At 65.0% G+C, this 15,499-nt stretch carries 16 protein-coding genes; 4 read left to right on the top strand and 12 right to left on the bottom strand.

The genetic code is table 11. The annotated features are described in order from the left end of the window. Nucleotides 1–90 precede the first annotated feature (90 nt). Nucleotides 91–1,203, top strand: coding sequence for a glutamate-cysteine ligase family protein (locus C442_RS11490; protein ID WP_049942955.1), 1,113 nt, complete (start codon nt 91–93; stop codon nt 1,201–1,203). Between the two features lie 69 nt (nt 1,204–1,272). Next, nucleotides 1,273–1,947, top strand: a complete 675-nt coding sequence (locus tag C442_RS11495) for an MBL fold metallo-hydrolase (protein ID WP_008310605.1) — start codon at nt 1,273–1,275, stop codon at nt 1,945–1,947. A 10-nt stretch (nt 1,948–1,957) separates the two neighbouring features. Here C442_RS11495 and C442_RS11500 read toward each other — a convergent pair whose 3' ends face one another. The 7 genes from C442_RS11500 to C442_RS11525 form a co-directional block, all read right to left on the bottom strand. Continuing rightward, nucleotides 1,958–2,926 carry a mechanosensitive ion channel family protein gene (locus C442_RS11500; RefSeq protein WP_008310608.1) on the bottom strand — a complete coding sequence of 323 codons (969 nt, stop codon included), beginning with the start codon at nt 2,924–2,926 and terminating at the stop codon, nt 1,958–1,960. A 150-nt stretch (nt 2,927–3,076) separates the two neighbouring features. After that, the gene (locus tag C442_RS11505) at nt 3,077–3,388 is read right to left on the bottom strand and encodes a DUF7126 family protein (protein WP_008310609.1); all 312 of its coding nucleotides are present in this window, start codon (nt 3,386–3,388) and stop codon (nt 3,077–3,079) included. Beyond that, nucleotides 3,385–4,302 (bottom strand): glutamine-hydrolyzing GMP synthase, encoded by a 918-nt coding sequence (gene guaA / locus C442_RS11510; RefSeq protein ID WP_008310611.1) that lies wholly within the window; start codon nt 4,300–4,302, stop codon nt 3,385–3,387. The genes C442_RS11505 and guaA overlap by 4 nt, the downstream gene beginning before the upstream one ends. After that, entirely contained in the window at nt 4,302–5,963 is a 1,662-nt protein-coding gene (locus C442_RS11515; RefSeq protein ID WP_008310613.1) for a CTP synthase, read from the bottom strand. Before C442_RS11515 ends, guaA begins: the two co-directional genes overlap by 1 nt. A 77-nt stretch (nt 5,964–6,040) precedes the next feature. Then, nucleotides 6,041–6,232 carry a hypothetical protein gene (locus C442_RS11520; RefSeq protein ID WP_008310615.1) on the bottom strand — a complete coding sequence of 64 codons (192 nt, stop codon included), beginning with the start codon at nt 6,230–6,232 and terminating at the stop codon, nt 6,041–6,043. 66 nt (nt 6,233–6,298) lie between these two features. Beyond that, nucleotides 6,299–6,472, bottom strand: coding sequence for a hypothetical protein (locus C442_RS22165; protein WP_008310616.1), 174 nt, complete (start codon nt 6,470–6,472; stop codon nt 6,299–6,301). Nucleotides 6,473–6,554: 82 nt separating this feature from the next. After that, nucleotides 6,555–7,148 (bottom strand): hypothetical protein, encoded by a 594-nt coding sequence (locus tag C442_RS11525; protein WP_008310617.1) that lies wholly within the window; start codon nt 7,146–7,148, stop codon nt 6,555–6,557. A 60-nt stretch (nt 7,149–7,208) separates the two neighbouring features. On the opposite strand from C442_RS11525, the gene C442_RS11530 reads away from it, so the two are divergent. Then, a complete protein-coding gene (locus tag C442_RS11530; RefSeq protein WP_008310618.1) occupies nt 7,209–8,051 on the top strand; it encodes a PspA/IM30 family protein in 843 nt (280 codons plus the stop codon). Between the two features lie 16 nt (nt 8,052–8,067). Here the strand turns inward: C442_RS11530 and C442_RS11535 are convergent, their stop codons facing one another. The 5 genes from C442_RS11535 to C442_RS11555 form a co-directional block, all read right to left on the bottom strand. Then, nucleotides 8,068–9,996, bottom strand: coding sequence for an SLC13 family permease (locus tag C442_RS11535; RefSeq protein ID WP_049942956.1), 1,929 nt, complete (start codon nt 9,994–9,996; stop codon nt 8,068–8,070). Between the two features lie 90 nt (nt 9,997–10,086). Further along, nucleotides 10,087–10,989 (bottom strand): diacylglycerol/lipid kinase family protein, encoded by a 903-nt coding sequence (locus C442_RS11540; protein ID WP_008310620.1) that lies wholly within the window; start codon nt 10,987–10,989, stop codon nt 10,087–10,089. Nucleotides 10,990–11,040: 51 nt separating this feature from the next. Next, nucleotides 11,041–12,081, bottom strand: coding sequence for a hypothetical protein (locus tag C442_RS11545; protein WP_049942957.1), 1,041 nt, complete (start codon nt 12,079–12,081; stop codon nt 11,041–11,043). A 105-nt stretch (nt 12,082–12,186) separates the two neighbouring features. Continuing rightward, nucleotides 12,187–14,115 carry a threonine--tRNA ligase gene (thrS, locus tag C442_RS11550; protein WP_008310623.1) on the bottom strand — a complete coding sequence of 643 codons (1,929 nt, stop codon included), beginning with the start codon at nt 14,113–14,115 and terminating at the stop codon, nt 12,187–12,189. Between the two features lie 58 nt (nt 14,116–14,173). Beyond that, entirely contained in the window at nt 14,174–14,740 is a 567-nt protein-coding gene (locus C442_RS11555; RefSeq protein WP_008310625.1) for an HTH domain-containing protein, read from the bottom strand. Between the two features lie 182 nt (nt 14,741–14,922). On the opposite strand from C442_RS11555, the gene C442_RS11560 reads away from it, so the two are divergent. Next, on the top strand, nt 14,923–15,354 hold the full coding sequence (locus C442_RS11560) for a universal stress protein (protein WP_008310628.1): 432 nt from the start codon (nt 14,923–14,925) through the stop codon (nt 15,352–15,354). The last annotated feature ends 145 nt before the right edge of the window (nt 15,355–15,499 follow it).

Here is a 15,499-nt window from a genome sequence, read left to right on the forward strand (position 1 = left end):
TCATAAGCCATCTGGACGCAGTTTTCGTGTGGTGTGTTACCAATAAATTCCGGCGCGGGAACACACCGCTGAATCCACAGCGAGGCCACTGTGTCAGTACACGAATCCGAACCGATACGACGGAGCATCGAAGTGGAGTACTGGGTCATCGACGACGCGGGCCGGCTGGTCGAACCGGGCGCGCTCGTCGACGCAAGCCCGGAGGCGGAGCGGGAGTTCGTCGAGCCCATGCTGGAGGTCAAGACGACGCCGTGCGAGACAGCGACAGAACTGCGCGAAGAACTCCTTGACCGACTCGGAGCCGTGCTGCGGCGGGCCGACGACCTCGGGAAACGGCTCGTGCCGCTTTCGACCCCAGTCAACGCTGACGAGATTCAAGAGATTACGTGCGACCGGACCCGGATTCAAAACTGTGTCGTCGGCGACGATTTCGAGTACGTCCGCCACTGCGCCGGCACGCACATCCACGTCGCACAGCAGCCGGGGCGGGAGATCGACCAGTTGAACGCGCTGATCGCCATCGATCCCGCGCTGGCGCTCGTCTCGTCCTCGCCGTATTTCCGCGGCCGGCGGCTGGCCGACAGCGCCCGCTCGAAACTGTACCGCTGGATGGCGTACAACTCGGTGCCACACCAGGGCTGGCTGTGGTCGTATCTCGACGACACTGCAGAGTGGGACCGCCGGCTCGAACGGCGCTACGATGAGTTCGTGACCGCGGCTGTCGACGCTGGTGTCGACCGCCGGACTGTCGCGGCGAACTTCGAGCCAGAGAGCTCTATCTGGACGCCGGTCCAGCTCCGGGCCGAGTTTGGCACCGTCGAGTGGCGGTCGCCCGACGCTGCACTCCCGAGTCAGGTCCTGCAACTCGCCGACGCCGTGGCGTCTCTCATGGACCACCTCAGGGGAACCGAGGTGCGTATCGAGGGTGAGACGGGCCGCGTTACCGACGACGAAATCGTGCTCCCCGAGTTCGATGCTGTCCTTGCGTACGCGAACGACGCTATCCGGGACGGGGTCTCCGCCGACAGCGTTCGGTCGTATCTCGACCGGATGGGATTCGACGTGGACGCGTACGAGCCGGTCGCGCCGACGTTCGATAGGCCGGAACCGGTCACGGCTCGCGACGCTCGCGAGATTCGACTGGAACACGCCGACCGGCTTCAGGACGACGTGCGACAGGCCGCGCCGGTCGCACTCGACTAAGGTCGGAGCCGGCCCGCCGAAACGGAACGGTGACCAAGGGTTTAGGAATCGCCGCTCCAACCCCGCGCTATGGTAACGGCGCTCGCCAATGATATCTGGTGGTACGATCTCACGGGCGTCAACGCGACGCTCGTCGACGACGACGGAGCGCTAACGCTCGTGGACGCGGGGCTACCCTGGCACGGCAACGCGCTCATCGCCGGCCTGAACGATGCCGGCTACGAGCTCCGGGACCTGGACCGCATCCTCCTCACGCACTTCGATTTCGACCACGTCGGCGGACTGACAGCGTTCGACGGCATCGATGTGACTATCTACGTGGGGGAGCGGGACGCGCCGCTGGTCACCGGCGAGCAGGCTCCGCCGCTGGGCACCCACAAGGGGGCGTTCCAGCGACTCGTCTCGCCGTTCCTCGACGCGCCGGACAACGACGTCGTCCCCCTCGCCGACGGCGACACCATCGGCAGTTTCACTGTCTACGATACCCCTGGCCACACGCCGGGGCACGTCTGCTACGTCAGCGAAGACCATTCGCTTGGACTGCTGGGTGACCTCGTCCGGGAGGACAGCGGCCGCTTCGAGCCCTCGCCGTGGCTGGTGAGCTACGATACCGACGCCGTTGCTCGGAGTATCAGAGACTTCGCCGAGCGCGCACCTGACTTCGAGACCGCCGTGCCGGGCCACGGCGTCCCCTTCGAGGAAGGGGGTTCCGCGAAACTCAGTAAGCTGGCAGCGACGCTGTGAAACGGCTGGCCTAGTCGCTACTGAGCCGGCCGGCCACGAAGTCTTGGCCGCCCAGCCCGACCGCCAGCGCGAACCCGATCCCGACGGGGAACACGACCGCGAGCAACAACACGGCGAGCAGCAGCGAGTCGACGCCCGCGAGGTTGAGCGCGATAACGGCGGTAAACAGGTAGACGAGCGCCTGCAGCGTTCCCGAGAGGAGCGGCTTCGAGACCCACTCTTCGGCTGCATCGACCGACGTGATCACGTCGGCGACGTGGTCGGCGACCAGTGCCCCCAGGACGAGGACGACGAGGGCACCGACCAGGGTCGGCGCGTAGGTCAGCCCATCACGGAGCAGGGCCGCGACGGGAGCGATAGTGAGCGTCGCCGCAGCGACGTAGACGGCCGCCGCGTAGACGTAGTACTCGACGACTAGACCAGCCACTCTGCTAACGGTGCCGCTGTCAGCGTCGAGCAGTTGTCCGAGGTGCGTTTCCGGGAAGTTCTCCGTGAGACCGGGCCGGGAGACGAGGCCGGGGACGAGCGTGCCCAGCAGTCGGCCGAGACCGAACCCGACGACCAGGAACACTGCGGCGGCGACGATGTTCGGAACGTACCCGAACAGCGTCGCGGCGAGCGTCCGGAGCTCGCTGATGTTCAGCGTTCTGACCGCCGCAACAACAGCGACAAGATAGACGAGATATCGGGCGAGCAGACCTGCTGCGGACGCGACCGGGTCCGACTCCGCTGTGACGGCCGACACCGGCGTTTCCTCGGCGCGGTCGTCGAGCCCGCGTTCGAGCGTCCAGTCGTACACCGCGCCGTCGAGGTACTCGCCGACCCCGTAGCCGATGGCAAGGATGACTGCCGCAATCAGTATCGTCCCGACGGCCGATACGCCGTCGGCGACGAGGGTTGTCAGGAATTCGACGATTCGGTCAGCGACGTTCGCTTGCAGCAACAGCGGTCGTTCCGTGACGGCCTGAATCGCTAGCATAGGTGTATCCAGTAGTTACTCTCTTAATCTATCTATTAAATCCGTCGAAGAATGTGTTAAATTATGCTCCTTCAACAGCAAGAGGGTGCGGCCGGACCGACTGTTGGTACTGCTGGGCGGACACCATAGACACGAAAAGACCGGGCGAGCCTACAGTTCCTCGGCGACCGCCTCAACGCCGAGCAGGTCCGGGTCGACGACGAGGTCGGTCTGTCGGCTGGCGAAGTCCGGCAGGGAGCCCGCCGCGTAGACGACGACCCGGAGGTCGGGGGCGAGGTCCTTGGCGACGGCGATGGAGGTCGCCTGCGACATCTCGGTCAGCAGGTACACGTCGGCCTCGTGGATGCCGGCCTCCTCCAGCCCGGGACGGTTGCCAACGTCGGCGACCGACACCGTGTGGCCTTCGGCTTCGAGCGCGTCCGTGAGCGCGTTCGGGTCCGTGCCGACGAGAACGACCTTCATTCGTACTCGATGGTCGCGGGCGGTTTGTGGGTCACGTCGTAGACGACGCGGGCGACGTTCTCGTGCGCCCCGGTGATACGCGACTGGATGCGCTGGAGCGTGTCCCAGTCGAGTTCCTGTGCGCGGGCGGTCATCCCGTCCCGGCTCTCGACGGAACGGACGGCGACGACCCAGCCGTGGACGCGGTTGTCGCCCTTGACGCCCGTCGCTTTGCCGATGACAGCGGCGAGCGCCTGCCACGGTTCGTACTCCTCCAGTTCCTCTTCGACGACGTGGTTGGCCTCGCGGGCCACCTCCAGTTTCTCCTCGGTGACTTCGCCGATGATGCGGACGGCGAGGCCGGGGCCGGGGAACGGCATCCGCTCGGAGATGATCTCTTCGAGGTCGAGCGCGCGGGCCACCTCACGAACCTCGTCCTTGTAGAGGTCCCGCATCGGCTCGACGATGCCCTCGAAGTCGACGACCTCGGGGAGGCCGCCAACGTTGTGGTGGGACTTGATGGTCCCCTCGCTCTCGATACGGTCGGGGTAGATGGTCCCCTGAACGAGGTAATCAGCGTCGACGTCTTTGGCGACCGTCTCGAACTCCCGGATGAACTGCTCGCCGATGATGTGGCGCTTCTCCTCGGGGTCGGTCTCGTCGCCGAGCGCGTCGAGGAAGCGGTCCTGCGCGTCCACGATCCGCAGCGAGTCCATGTAGCTGAACGTCTCGCGGATCTGGTCGGTCTCGCCTTTCCGCATCAGCCCGGTGTCGACGTAGACGGGGGTAAGCTGGTCACCGATGGCCTCGTAGGCCAGGGCGGCGGCCGTCGAGGAGTCGACGCCGCCCGACAGTGCGATGACGGCGTTCTTGTCGCCGATCTCGTCGGCGATTTCGGCTTTCGCGTCGGCGATGAACTCGTCGACGTTCACCATCAGTGGCTCACCTCCTCGGTCGTCACGCTGTGTGGGTCGTCGCCGAGCACGGCCTCAAGCAGGCCGACGAAGGGCGGGCTGGCACGCGTCGGTCGGGAGCGGAACTCCGGATGGAACTGCGTCCCGATAAAGTACGGGTGGTCCTCGGGCGCGAGTTCGAGTATCTCCATACGGTTTTCGGCGTAGCCAGAGAACTTCAGCCCAGCGGCTTCGAGGTCGTCGATGTACTCGGGATTGACCTCGTAGCGGTGGCGGTGCCGCTCCGTGCAGGACTCGCCGCCGTACAGCGTCGCAGCGAGGGTGTTCGCGTCGATGTCGGTCTCGTGGGCCCCCAGCCGCATCGTCCCGCCCATGTCCTCGATCTCGTACTGCTCGGGCAGGATGTCGATGACGGGGTGTGGGGTGTCCTCGTCCAGTTCCGCGGAATGGGCGTCGTCCAAGTCCAGCACGTTGCGGGCGTACTCGACGACGGCCATCTGGAATCCGAGACACAGCCCGAGGAAGGGAACGTCGTTCTCGCGGGCGTACTGGATGGCTTCGATTTTGCCCTCCGTGCCCCGGGCACCGAAGCCACCCGGCACGACGATGGCGTCGGCCTCACGCATCCGGTCGGCGTGGTGGTCGCCCATCTTCTCGGAGTTGACCCACCGGACGTTCACGTCGACGTTCTTCTCCAGGCCGGCGTGTTTCAGCGCCTCGTGGACGGACATGTAGGCGTCTTCGAGGTCGTACTTGCCGACGAGGGCGACCTCGACCTCGCCCTCGGTCTGCTGGGTGACGAGGTCGCGCCAGCGGTTCTCCCGCTCGTCTTCGGGCAGGGCTTCGGTCGCGATGTCGAGTTCCTCCATCACGTACTGGTCGAGGCCTTCCTCCTCGACCATCAGCGGGACGTGGTAGATGTCGTCGACGTCGGGATTCGAGAAGACGGCTTCCGTCGGCACGTCACAGAACAGCGCGATCTTCTCCTTCGTGTCGATGTCGAGTTTGTCGGAACAGCGGCCGACCAGAATGTCCGGCTGGAGCCCGATAGAGCGCAGTTCCTTCACGGAGTGCTGGGTCGGCTTGGTCTTCTGCTCGCCGTTTTTCGAGTAGGGAACGAGTGTGACGTGGGTAAAGAGAATATCGTCCTCGTCTTCCTCGTGGGCGAACTGCCGGAGCGCTTCGAGATACGGCATCCCCTCGATGTCGCCGACGGTGCCGCCGACCTCGATGATACAGACGTCGTTGCCCTCGGCGGCCTCGCGGATGCGGCGTTTGATGTCGTCGGTAATATGCGGGATGATCTGGACCGTGCGACCGAGGTAGTCGCCGGACCGCTCCTTCTCGATGACGTGCTGGTAGGTCTTCCCCGTGGTGACGTTGTGGTCGAAGGTCATGTCGATGTCGAGGAAGCGCTCGTAGTTCCCCAGGTCGAGGTCGACCTCCCCGCCGTCTTTGAGCACGTACACCTCGCCGTGCTGGAAGGGGTTCATCGTACCGGCGTCGACGTTCAGATACGGGTCGATTTTGACCGCTGTAACGTCGAACCCGGCGTTTTTGAGTAATCTACCTGTGCTGGCGGCGGTGATGCCTTTCCCCAGGCCAGACATCACGCCACCGGTGACGAAGATGAACTTCCGACCCAGTTCCGGGTCGTAGTCCGTTTCGGGTTCGGTCGGCATACCGACGGTGAACCCCGCGTGGTCTAAACGGTTTCGGAGCGCGCACTGTTCGCCACCGCGTCGCAGTGTCAACGGGGCTACAGTGACGGCTGTGTGAGAACGCGCCATGCCGCCACGAGAACAGCCAGCGTCAGCGCCGAGAACAGCGCATCACCGGGACTAGAGCCGATGGCGATGAACAACAGGTAGCCGGCGACGAACCCACCCAGAAGCGAGACGACGCCGTGCCGTGTCGAGTGCGACACCGCCGCCCTGGTTCGTGTTGACATACGTCATTATTTATCAGTATATAGTATAAATCTACCTTCAGTATCCGCAGTCGGGTTCGGTGACGGTCAGGACTTTAGCACGCCGGATCTGATAGCGACGTAGGTCCCGAGACCCCCCAGTGAGGCGAGGACGAGCGCCCGGGCTGGGCCACCCGCGACGAGTGGCGTCTGCATCAGAACTAACAGCGCGACCAGCGTGGCGATGAACGACACGGCAGCGAACGCGAGCGGGCGGTTCATGCTCGGAGATTGGGCCGACAGCGCCTCTGTCTTTCGATACCGTCCGGTAGTCTCGGGTCCCGGCAGTCGGATTCGACACCGGCTACAGGTGGTCACGGAGAAACGGCCCGACAGTCTCACCGATACGGCCGCTCTGGCCGACGAAGTGGTGGTCGGCCGGCAGGCGCTCGACTGCGTGTCCCAGGTCGGCAGCCCGGTCGACGACCGGCTCCCAGTCCACGGTGTCGTCGCGCTCGCCGACCACGACCTGGACCGGGCAGTCGATGGCGTCGAGCGCGGCGGTGCCATCGAGATGGTCGGTCAGTCCAGCCGGTGGCGCAAGCACTGATAGGACCGCTGGACAGACGTGGCTCTCGGCCTCGGCGGCCGCCCGCAGCGCCACGGCCGCGCCGAAACTGTAGCCGAACAAGCCGACGGAGTCGGCCCGCTCGCTCGCCCACGCCAGGGCGTTCTCGGCGTCGACCCGCTCGCCGCGGCCCTCGTCCCACGCGCCGTAGTCGAAGCGGAGACAGCCGACATCGGGGGCCAGCGCGTCGCTGACCGACTGCAGGCGCGTGTCCGACCGCTTGCCGCCGTACTGTGGATGCGGCGGGCACGCGACGACGACAGTGTCCGATGCCGGCCGGTCGAGCGACGCGGTTACGTCTCGTCCACCCGGTATCCCGACGGTAGTCATACGTGTTCACTCGCCAGCCCTCTGTAAGAAATTTAAGGTTGGAGAGACCAATGCGCATATATGGGAATCCTCTCGCGCGCGTCGTACGTCATCCGCTCGAAACTCAACGCCGTCCTGAACCGAGCGGAGGACCCGACAGAGACCCTCGACTACAGCTACGAGCAGTTGCGTGACGAACTGCAGGACGTCAAGCAGGGCATCGCGGACCTGACGACCCAGAAGAAACGACTGGAGATACAGAAGCGCCGCCTCGAAGAGAACGTCGAGAAGCACAACGAACAGGCACGCCAGGCCGTCGAGCAGGACCGAGAGGACCTCGCCCGTCAGGCGCTGGAGAAGAAAAAGCAGAAGATGAGCCAGATCGAGGATCTGGAGGGCCAGATACAGGACCTGCAAAGCCAGCAGGACCAGCTAGTCGAGCAGAAAGACGAACTCCAGAAACAGATCGAGCAGTTCCGGACCAAGAAGGAGACGATGAAGGCCCGCCACGAGGCCGCGAAGGCGTCGGCGCGCGTCAACGAGGCGATGACGGGCGCGGGCGACGAGATGCAGGACATCAATCAGGCTATCGAGCGTGCGGAGGAACGCACCGAGGATATGGAAGCCCGCTCACAGGCGATGGACGAACTCAAGGAAGACGGTGTTCTCGAAAGCCAGATCTCTGATGAGAGTTCGCTGGAGCGAGAGCTTGAGGAGGTCAGACAGAAAGGCTCGGTCGACGCCGAACTCGACACGCTGAAAGCCGAGATGGGGAAAGCCGAGGACGGCGACAGCGGGTCGAGCGACGCAGACGTCTCCGAGGCCGAACTGGAGAAGGAACTCACGGACGAGAGTACGCAGGTCGACGTCGATGAGAGCGAGGTCGAGTCAGAACTCGACGAACTGAAAGAAGACGAGAAGTAACGCCGCCGCGGGACTTTTACAGCGGCCAGACGACAGACACCGAGAGCGTCGTGACGACGCACAGAAGGAGCTGTAGCGGGCCGCCGACGCGCAGGAAGTCGGTGAAGCGGTACCCGCCGGGGCCGTACACCATCAGGTTCGTCTGGTACCCGATAGGCGTCAGGAACGACGTTGCGACCGCGAACGTCACGACGACGAGGAACGGGAACCCGGCGACGCCGATCTCGGCGGCGGTGGCGACGGCAATCGGAATCATCAGCACGACGGTCGCGGCCGGAGTGATGACGCTGGCGAGGACGGCCGTCAGGAGGTACACCAGCGCCAGCAGCGCGAGCGGCGGGAGGACGCCGGCCGCGTCGACGAGGAGGCCACCGACGAACGCGGCCCCGCCGGTCGCTTGCATCGCCTGCCCCAGCGGGAGCAGTCCGGCAAGCAGGAACACGATGTTCCAGCTCACCGCGTCGTAGGCCTTCGACGCGCTCAGCGTGCCGGTCGCGACCGTGGCGACGACGCCGCCGAGTGCGGCGATATAGATCGGAAGCAGGTCCAGCGCCGCGAGCGCGATGACTGCGAGCAGGGTCGCGAGCGGGACCGCCGCCGCGGCGTCGAGCGACGGCGGGCCGCCGTCGAGCGCGTCGAACAGCTCCGGGGGACCCTCGGTCAAGAACAGGTACCCCTCGTCCTGCAGGTGGCCCACCTCGTCGAGAGGCGTCTGGAGCAAGAGCAGGTCGCCAGCGGACAGTTCGACCGCCGCGAGGTTCTCGTGGATGATCTCGTCGCCGCGGCGGACGGCGAGGACCGTCACGTCGAACCGACTGCGCAGTTGCACGTCGGCGAGCCGTCGCCCGCGGAGCCGGGACTCCCTGTGAATGACGGCCTCCGCGAGAACGCCCGGATGGCCGCTCTCTGCCAGGAGGTCCGCCGTGACGGACTCGCGGGCGAGGTCCCGCAGGTCGAGCGTCTGGGCGAACTGATTGACGGCCTGTCGGTTCCCGCGGACGGTCAGCACGTCGCCGGGTTCGAGCGGTCGGTCGGTGGCCGTCGCGAAGAACGACTCGCCGTTGCGGTCGATCTGGAGCACATCGATGTCAAGCGGGTCGCTCGCGGCGAGGACCTGTTCGACGGTGGCCTCGGTCGGCAGCGACTCTCCCGCATCGACCACGTCCGCGACTGCTTCGACCACGTCGTCGGGGACGCCGCCTTCCAGTGCTTCCTGCACCGTCAGTCCGACCAGCGGCGACGACTCGCGCACCTGTAACTGTGACAGGTGGCGGTCCATGTCGAACTCCTCCGTGAAATCGGCCGCGGGGTGGACCCGTTCGGGGACGAGCGCCCGACCGACCGTCAGCAGGTAGGCCACGCCGACGGCGAGGACGACGACGCCGACGGGCGTCAGCGTGAACATCGAGAACGGCCGGCCGAGCAACTGCGCCGAGAGGTCGCTGGCGAGGAGGTTCGTCGAGGTACCGACCAGCGTGAGCGTCCCGCCGAGCATCGCGGCGAAAGAGAGCGGCAACAGCAGGTTCGACGGCGAGATACCGTATCGCTCCGAGAGCCCGGTGACCAGCGGGATGAAGACCGCGACCACCGGCGTGTTGTTGACGAACCCCGCGCTGACGCCCGTCGTGCCCACGATGGCAGCCAGCAGGCGCTGCTCGTCGCCGCCGGTCAGCGCCGCCAGCCTCCCGGCCAGCCAGTCGACGACGCCGGCCGATTCGACGCCGGCGCTGAGGATGTACATCGCGACGATGGTGACCACCGCCGGGCTGGCGAATCCCTCGATGGACGTCCGTGCCGGGACACCGGTGTACGGTTCCAGCACGACCAGCGCGACGAGGACGGCGATGGCCGTCATGTCAGGCGGCAGCCACTCGGTGACGAACAGCGTCAGGGCGGCGGCGACGAGCGCGAAGACCACGAGCGCACCCATCGAGAGCGGGGGCATACCATTGCCCTCGATGGATGGGGGCAAAAGCGTCGGGGGCGATTCCGACCGATCACCCCGCCGGTGGACGGCTGGGACAGGCGACCGGTCTCAGTCCGGGTTCGGCGCGTAGCCCGCCCCGACGCGAAGCGTGAGGGCGCGCTCGCGCACCGACAGCGACAGCGCCTCGTGCGTGCTGAGTTCGCCGTCGCGGCTGAACGTGAGTTCGTCGCCGTCGCCGCTAACCGAGATCTCCTTCGCACGAACGTGGGTCACCCCGTCGGTATCGAGCGACAGGAGTCGCTGACCGATGGCCTCCGCGACGAGGTTCCCCGTTGGCATCTGTTCGACGATAGCCACGTCCAGCAGGCCGTCTTCCATGTTTGCTTGCCCGCCTTCCGCGACGAACTTACGGGCGTTGCCCACCAGGAGACAGGCGGCCTCGCCCGACCATGTGAACGGGCCGTCCTCGCCGACAGCCGCGACAGTGATGTCGAACCCGTCGAAGCGGAGCGCCTCCTGTGCCCCGGTGAGCAGAAAGGCCAGCGTGCCGAACCGCTCCTTGAGGTCGCCCGGTGTCGAGACGCTGGCGTCGGCGGGGAGACCGGCGATACAGGAGACGAGAAACGGCTCGTCGTCGGCGACACCGACATCGACCGGGCGCGTGTCGCCGGTGTCGGCGATTTCGACACCGTGTTCGATGTCCGTGACACCGATGTTCCCGGCCAGGAGGTTCGCCGTTCCGGCCGGGACGACGCTCAGCGTCACCGAGTCGAGGTGGCCGGCGTCGTCGAGCCCACGGATGACCTCGTTCACCGTCCCGTCGCCGCCACAGACGGCCACCTCCGAGGCCTCGGCTCGGCCCGCCTCGCGGCCGAGTTCGACCGCGTCGCCCGCCGCCTTGGTTTCGTACACCTCGAACCCGCGCGCCGCCATCAGCCGCGGGACGTAGTCGGCGTGCTCGCCGTCGCCGCTGACGGGGTTGAGGATACACCGACGCGAGCCAATCTGCATAGTACTAGCGAGTCCGGTCCGGCACTTATACCGTGGTGATGTGCGGCGGCGTCAGTCCCAGTCGACGTCGACGCGCCGGTCCGTCTCGCGGAGAATGAAAGGGCCGATAGCGAGCGTTCGTTTGGTTATCGTGACGATACGGAGGATGTACGATATCAGGACCGTGAACGGAAGCAGCGATGCTGTCGTCGTCACCGCGAGGAGCCACAACACGTCGGGGACGCCGGCCGTGACGCCGACGAAATCCTGCACATCGAGGAACAATAACGAGGTGATTGCGACGGTAAGCGCCGGGATGGCGACGTACAGCAATGTCCGGGAGAGGTCGGACAGCTCCCACTGGAAGTACAGCGTCTTGAAGTGTTCCCGGGCCGGGCCGAACAGTTCGAGCGTCTCGACGAGTTCCGCGAGCGAGTCGTCGATTTCGTCGGTGAGTTCGTCGGCGTAGGCCTCGCGGATGCGCCGACCGGCGTACAGCTTCCAGGAGTAGTTGTAGTCCAGCGCGGCCTTGACGACGTCGAATTCGCCGAAGGTCCCGTCTTCGAGCTGGTCGGTGACGCTGTCGGCGTTGGTCAGCACGTCCTCCAAGTAGTTCGACAGCAACGCCGCCAGGTCGTCATCGAGCGCAGTCTCGTCGGCGGCGTTCCGGGCTGCCTCGGCTCGTTCGGCGGTCCCGCGGACCAGCGACCGGAGGAACGCCGATGGCTCTGCCGGACTGACTGGCGTGTCGACGGCGTCGGCCACGTCGGCGCGGAACTGCATCGACCCGTCCATCCGCTCGCGCTGATCGCCCACTGCACCGAGTTCCTGTGACAGGACGAGCTGATTCAGTGTCAGAACCAGCGTAACGGCGGTTACAGTCCCCGTAATCAGCGCCTGAAACAGCGTTTCGACCGGGTCACCGCGAGTCAACAGCGTCAATGCCGGTGTGGGATGCAAAAGTCCGACGGCGAGAATCCCACAGAACAGGACACCGGAGAGGAGGGCGGTGACGAGCCAGCGATCCGCGTCGAGCAGGAGCCAGAGGAGTCGGGTGTCACCGGTGGCGCGCTCCCGCATGGTATCGCTCGACTCTCCACTGTCAGTGGTCATACAGGTCGGCTCGCCCGCCGGGGATAAAAGGGCGCGCCTGGCACGCGCCGGTTTTGGCAGTGTGTTGTCGGCGAGAACTGATCGGGCCGGTCAGGCCGGCAGCGGCTACCGGCCGGCGAGGAACGTCACAGCGGTCCGCTGCTGCTCGACCTCGGTTTCGAGGTGGTCGCGGAACTCGGCGATGTCGATGTCCTTCTCTTCGCGTTCCTTGCGGTCCCGCACCGAGATGGTGCCGGCCTCCTCCTCGTTGTCGCCGATGACGCACATGTAGGGCACGCGGTCGTCGTGGGCCTGCTGGATCTTCTTGCCGACCGTCCAGGAGCGGTCCTCGATGGTGACACGGAAGTCGTCGAGTTCTTCCTGAATCTGCTCACAGTAGGCGATGTTGTCGTCGCTGACCGGCAGCAGACGGATCTGTTCGGGGGCGAGCCACGGCGGGAACTTCCCGTTGTAGTGCTCGGTCAGCACCATGAAGAAGCGCTCGTAGGAGCCATACAGCGCGCGGTGGATCATCACCGGGCGGTGCTCCTCGTTGTCCTCGCCGGTGTAGGAGAGGTCGAACCGCTCGGGCATATTGAAGTCCAGCTGGACGGTGGGGCCGTCCCAGTGCCGCCCCAGCGCGTCCTCGAACGCGAAGTCGATCTTCGGGCCGTAGAACGCGCCGTCACCTTCCTCGACGACGTAGTCGATGTCCTGCTCGTCGAGGACGGCTTCGAGCTGGGACTCCGCTTTCTCCCAGATTTCGTCGCCGCCGACGGACTTCTCCGGCCTGGTGGCGAACTGGACGGTGTAGTCGAGGTTGAACGTATCAAGCGTGTCGAGGATGATGTCGACCGTCGCCAGCACTTCCTCCTCAATCTGGTCCGGGCGGACGAACAGGTGGCCGTCGTCGATAGTGAAGGCCCACGTCCGGGAGAGCCCGGAGAGTTCGCCGCGCTGCTCTTTCCGGTAGACCTTCCCGTCCTCGAAGTACCGCACCGGGAGGTCACGGTAGCTCCAGGAGTTCTGCTCGAAGATAGTGGCGTGGCCCGGACAGTTCATCGGCTTCAGGCCGTACTCCTCGTCGTTTACGTCGAGCAGGAACATGTCGTCGACGTAGTTCTCGTAGTGGCCCGATTTCTTCCACAGTTCGGTACGGAAGACGTGGGGCGTCTCGACCTCGTCGTAGCCGGCGTCGCGGTTGAGGCCGGCAACGTAGTCCGAGAGTTCGTTGAGGATCTTCTTGCCGTTGGGTTCGTACAGCGGCAGGCCCGGCCCGGTCGTCTCGTCGATGGAGAACAAGTCCATCTCCTGCCCGATCTTGCGGTGGTCGCGCTCCTCGGCCTTGCGTCGCTGTTCGAGGAACTCGTCAAGCGCGTCCTCCGTCGGGAAGGCGGTGCCGTACACGCGGGTCAGCGTCTCGTTCTCCTCCTCGCCGCGCCAAAAGGCCGCGGAGATTTCGAGCAGGGCGAAGCCGCCGATTTCACCGGTCGATTCGACGTGGGGGCCCTGGCAGAGGTCCTCGAACTCGCCTTGCGTGTAGAACGAGACCACCTCGTCGTCCGCGGCCTCGGTTTCGAGGATGTCCTGTTTGAACGGGTTGTCCTCGTAGCGCTCGAAGGCGTCCTCCCGGTCGAGGAGTTCGCGCTCGATGTCGAGGTCTTCCTCGATTATCTCCTCGGCTTCGGCCTCGATGGCTTCGAGGTCGTCCTCGTCGATGTCGACGCCGGTGATGTCGTAGTAGAACCCGTTGTCGGTCCACGGCCCGATTGTGAGCTTCGCGTCGGGGTAGAGTCGCTGCAGCGCCTGGGCGAAGACGTGGGCGGCGGAGTGACGCAACACGTCGAGGTACTCGTCACTGCTCTCGGTGACGATTTCGAGCTCGACGTCGGCTGTCAGCGGCGCGTGTTTGTCGACAAGTTCGCCGTCGACGACGCCGGCGACCGTGTCGTCACCCAACCCTGGCCCGATTTCGTAGGCGACATCCTCGACCGTGCTGCCACGCTCGACCTCTAGGGGGGTCCCGTCGGGCAGCGTGACCGTGACCGTACTCATATCCGAGGATACGACGGCGGCCGGGGATAAGTGTATTGAGACGCGGGCGACCCTGACGTTACTCTGGCAACAGCGGGTCCGAGTCCTCGTCGATAGCGTCGACTGCCGGCAGGTCAGACTGCGTCGGCGGTTGTGCCGCGCTCGCCCGCTCTAGCGGCGAGAACGTCGATTCTTCCTCTGCTTCAAGCATGGTAAGCCGGTCCATGACAGTCGTCGTTTCCCCGTCAGCCGTATGCGGCGTCACGCATCTGAGTTCCGACCCCTCGTACTCCGCCAAGAGTTGGACCGGAAACACAAGTGCCCGGTACTGTTCCCCCGAAATTTCCGAGTCCACCGACCGGACCTGAAACGCCGGCTCAAGTGAACAACCGTTTCGTTTCGCCCACTCCTGAAAGACACTAACTCGGTTGAGGGCAAACAACCCGAGTTCGGTCCGCGCCTCCGCTGGCGTGGACGGAATCTGCCGTCCGATAACCTCAACGGTGACTTCTGACAGAATGTCGGTATCTGACAGCCCGTCAAGACGGTCGATTACCGCAGCCTGTTGCTGCGTGTGCCCATCGGGCAGGAGTGAACGAACGTATAGTTCTGCCCGTGTGTCGTCTGGCTGCGTGCTCCCCTGCATCGTATAGAAGTTAATAGGCAGCAACTGGCAAAAGTATTCCTGTTGACAAATAATGGTTAGAATGATTATACACTGAACGACAGAAACTGAATCAAATAGTTTCGTCATCGGTTGGACAGCCACGGGCCGTGTCAGCGTGATAGGGACTACTATGTGGGCACAGTTCGCATGAGAAGCCGGATATGTACGATTCGGTGCTTGTAGCCACAGACGGCAGTTCGGGTACGACGGAGACGCTCGCGCACGCCACCTCGATCGCGCGCGACAACGACGCGACCCTTCACGGGCTGTACGTCGTGGACAAGCGGCTGTACGTCGCGGCCGACAAGTCCAATCAGGACGAAGTGCGGCAGTCGCTGGAGGAAGAGGGGGACATCGCGCTCGACGACATCGTGGTCAGCGGCGAGGAGTCCGGCGTCGAGGTCGTCACAACCATGGAAGAGGGCATTCCCCACAAGACGATTACCGACTACGCCGAGGAGGAAGACATCGACCTCATCGTGATGGGGACCCACGGTCGAACCGGACGGGACCGGGTCGCCAATCTCGGAAGCGTCACCGAGCGCGTCGTACAGAGCGCGCCTGTCCCCGTCCTCGTGGTCCACATCGAATAGCTCAGGTGGGGGTGCCGGTCCGTTCGCGGACGTGCTCGGCAGCGGACAGACCACCATTGACCTCCTCCCACGCCTTCAGGCGTGGGATTCCCGCGGCACCGCACCGCTAGGTTGGGAGTTTCAGGTTTGTAGCCAGGTCGGCATG

The organism is Haloarcula amylolytica JCM 13557, assembly GCF_000336615.1.
In the GTDB taxonomy this organism is placed as follows: Archaea; Halobacteriota; Halobacteria; order Halobacteriales; family Haloarculaceae; genus Haloarcula; species Haloarcula amylolytica.

Excerpts from the sequence above, each read along its gene's own strand:
- thrS (WP_008310623.1), bottom strand. The coding sequence starts at position 14,115 with ATGAGTACGGTCACGGTCACGCTGCCCGACGGGACCCCCCTAGAGGTC.
- C442_RS11505 (WP_008310609.1), bottom strand. The coding sequence starts at position 3,388 with ATGAAGGTCGTTCTCGTCGGCACGGACCCGAACGCGCTCACGGACGCG.
- guaA (WP_008310611.1), bottom strand. The coding sequence starts at position 4,302 with ATGGTGAACGTCGACGAGTTCATCGCCGACGCGAAAGCCGAAATCGCC.
- C442_RS11535 (WP_049942956.1), bottom strand. The coding sequence starts at position 9,996 with ATGCCCCCGCTCTCGATGGGTGCGCTCGTGGTCTTCGCGCTCGTCGCC.
- C442_RS11560 (WP_008310628.1), top strand. The coding sequence starts at position 14,923 with ATGTACGATTCGGTGCTTGTAGCCACAGACGGCAGTTCGGGTACGACG.
- C442_RS22165 (WP_008310616.1), bottom strand. The coding sequence starts at position 6,472 with ATGAACCGCCCGCTCGCGTTCGCTGCCGTGTCGTTCATCGCCACGCTG.
- C442_RS11520 (WP_008310615.1), bottom strand. The coding sequence starts at position 6,232 with ATGTCAACACGAACCAGGGCGGCGGTGTCGCACTCGACACGGCACGGC.
- C442_RS11540 (WP_008310620.1), bottom strand. The coding sequence starts at position 10,989 with ATGCAGATTGGCTCGCGTCGGTGTATCCTCAACCCCGTCAGCGGCGAC.
- C442_RS11515 (WP_008310613.1), bottom strand. The coding sequence starts at position 5,963 with ATGCCGACCGAACCCGAAACGGACTACGACCCGGAACTGGGTCGGAAG.
- C442_RS11495 (WP_008310605.1), top strand. The coding sequence starts at position 1,273 with ATGGTAACGGCGCTCGCCAATGATATCTGGTGGTACGATCTCACGGGC.
- C442_RS11555 (WP_008310625.1), bottom strand. The coding sequence starts at position 14,740 with ATGCAGGGGAGCACGCAGCCAGACGACACACGGGCAGAACTATACGTT.
- C442_RS11545 (WP_049942957.1), bottom strand. The coding sequence starts at position 12,081 with ATGACCACTGACAGTGGAGAGTCGAGCGATACCATGCGGGAGCGCGCC.
- C442_RS11530 (WP_008310618.1), top strand. The coding sequence starts at position 7,209 with ATGGGAATCCTCTCGCGCGCGTCGTACGTCATCCGCTCGAAACTCAAC.
- C442_RS11525 (WP_008310617.1), bottom strand. The coding sequence starts at position 7,148 with ATGACTACCGTCGGGATACCGGGTGGACGAGACGTAACCGCGTCGCTC.
- C442_RS11500 (WP_008310608.1), bottom strand. The coding sequence starts at position 2,926 with ATGCTAGCGATTCAGGCCGTCACGGAACGACCGCTGTTGCTGCAAGCG.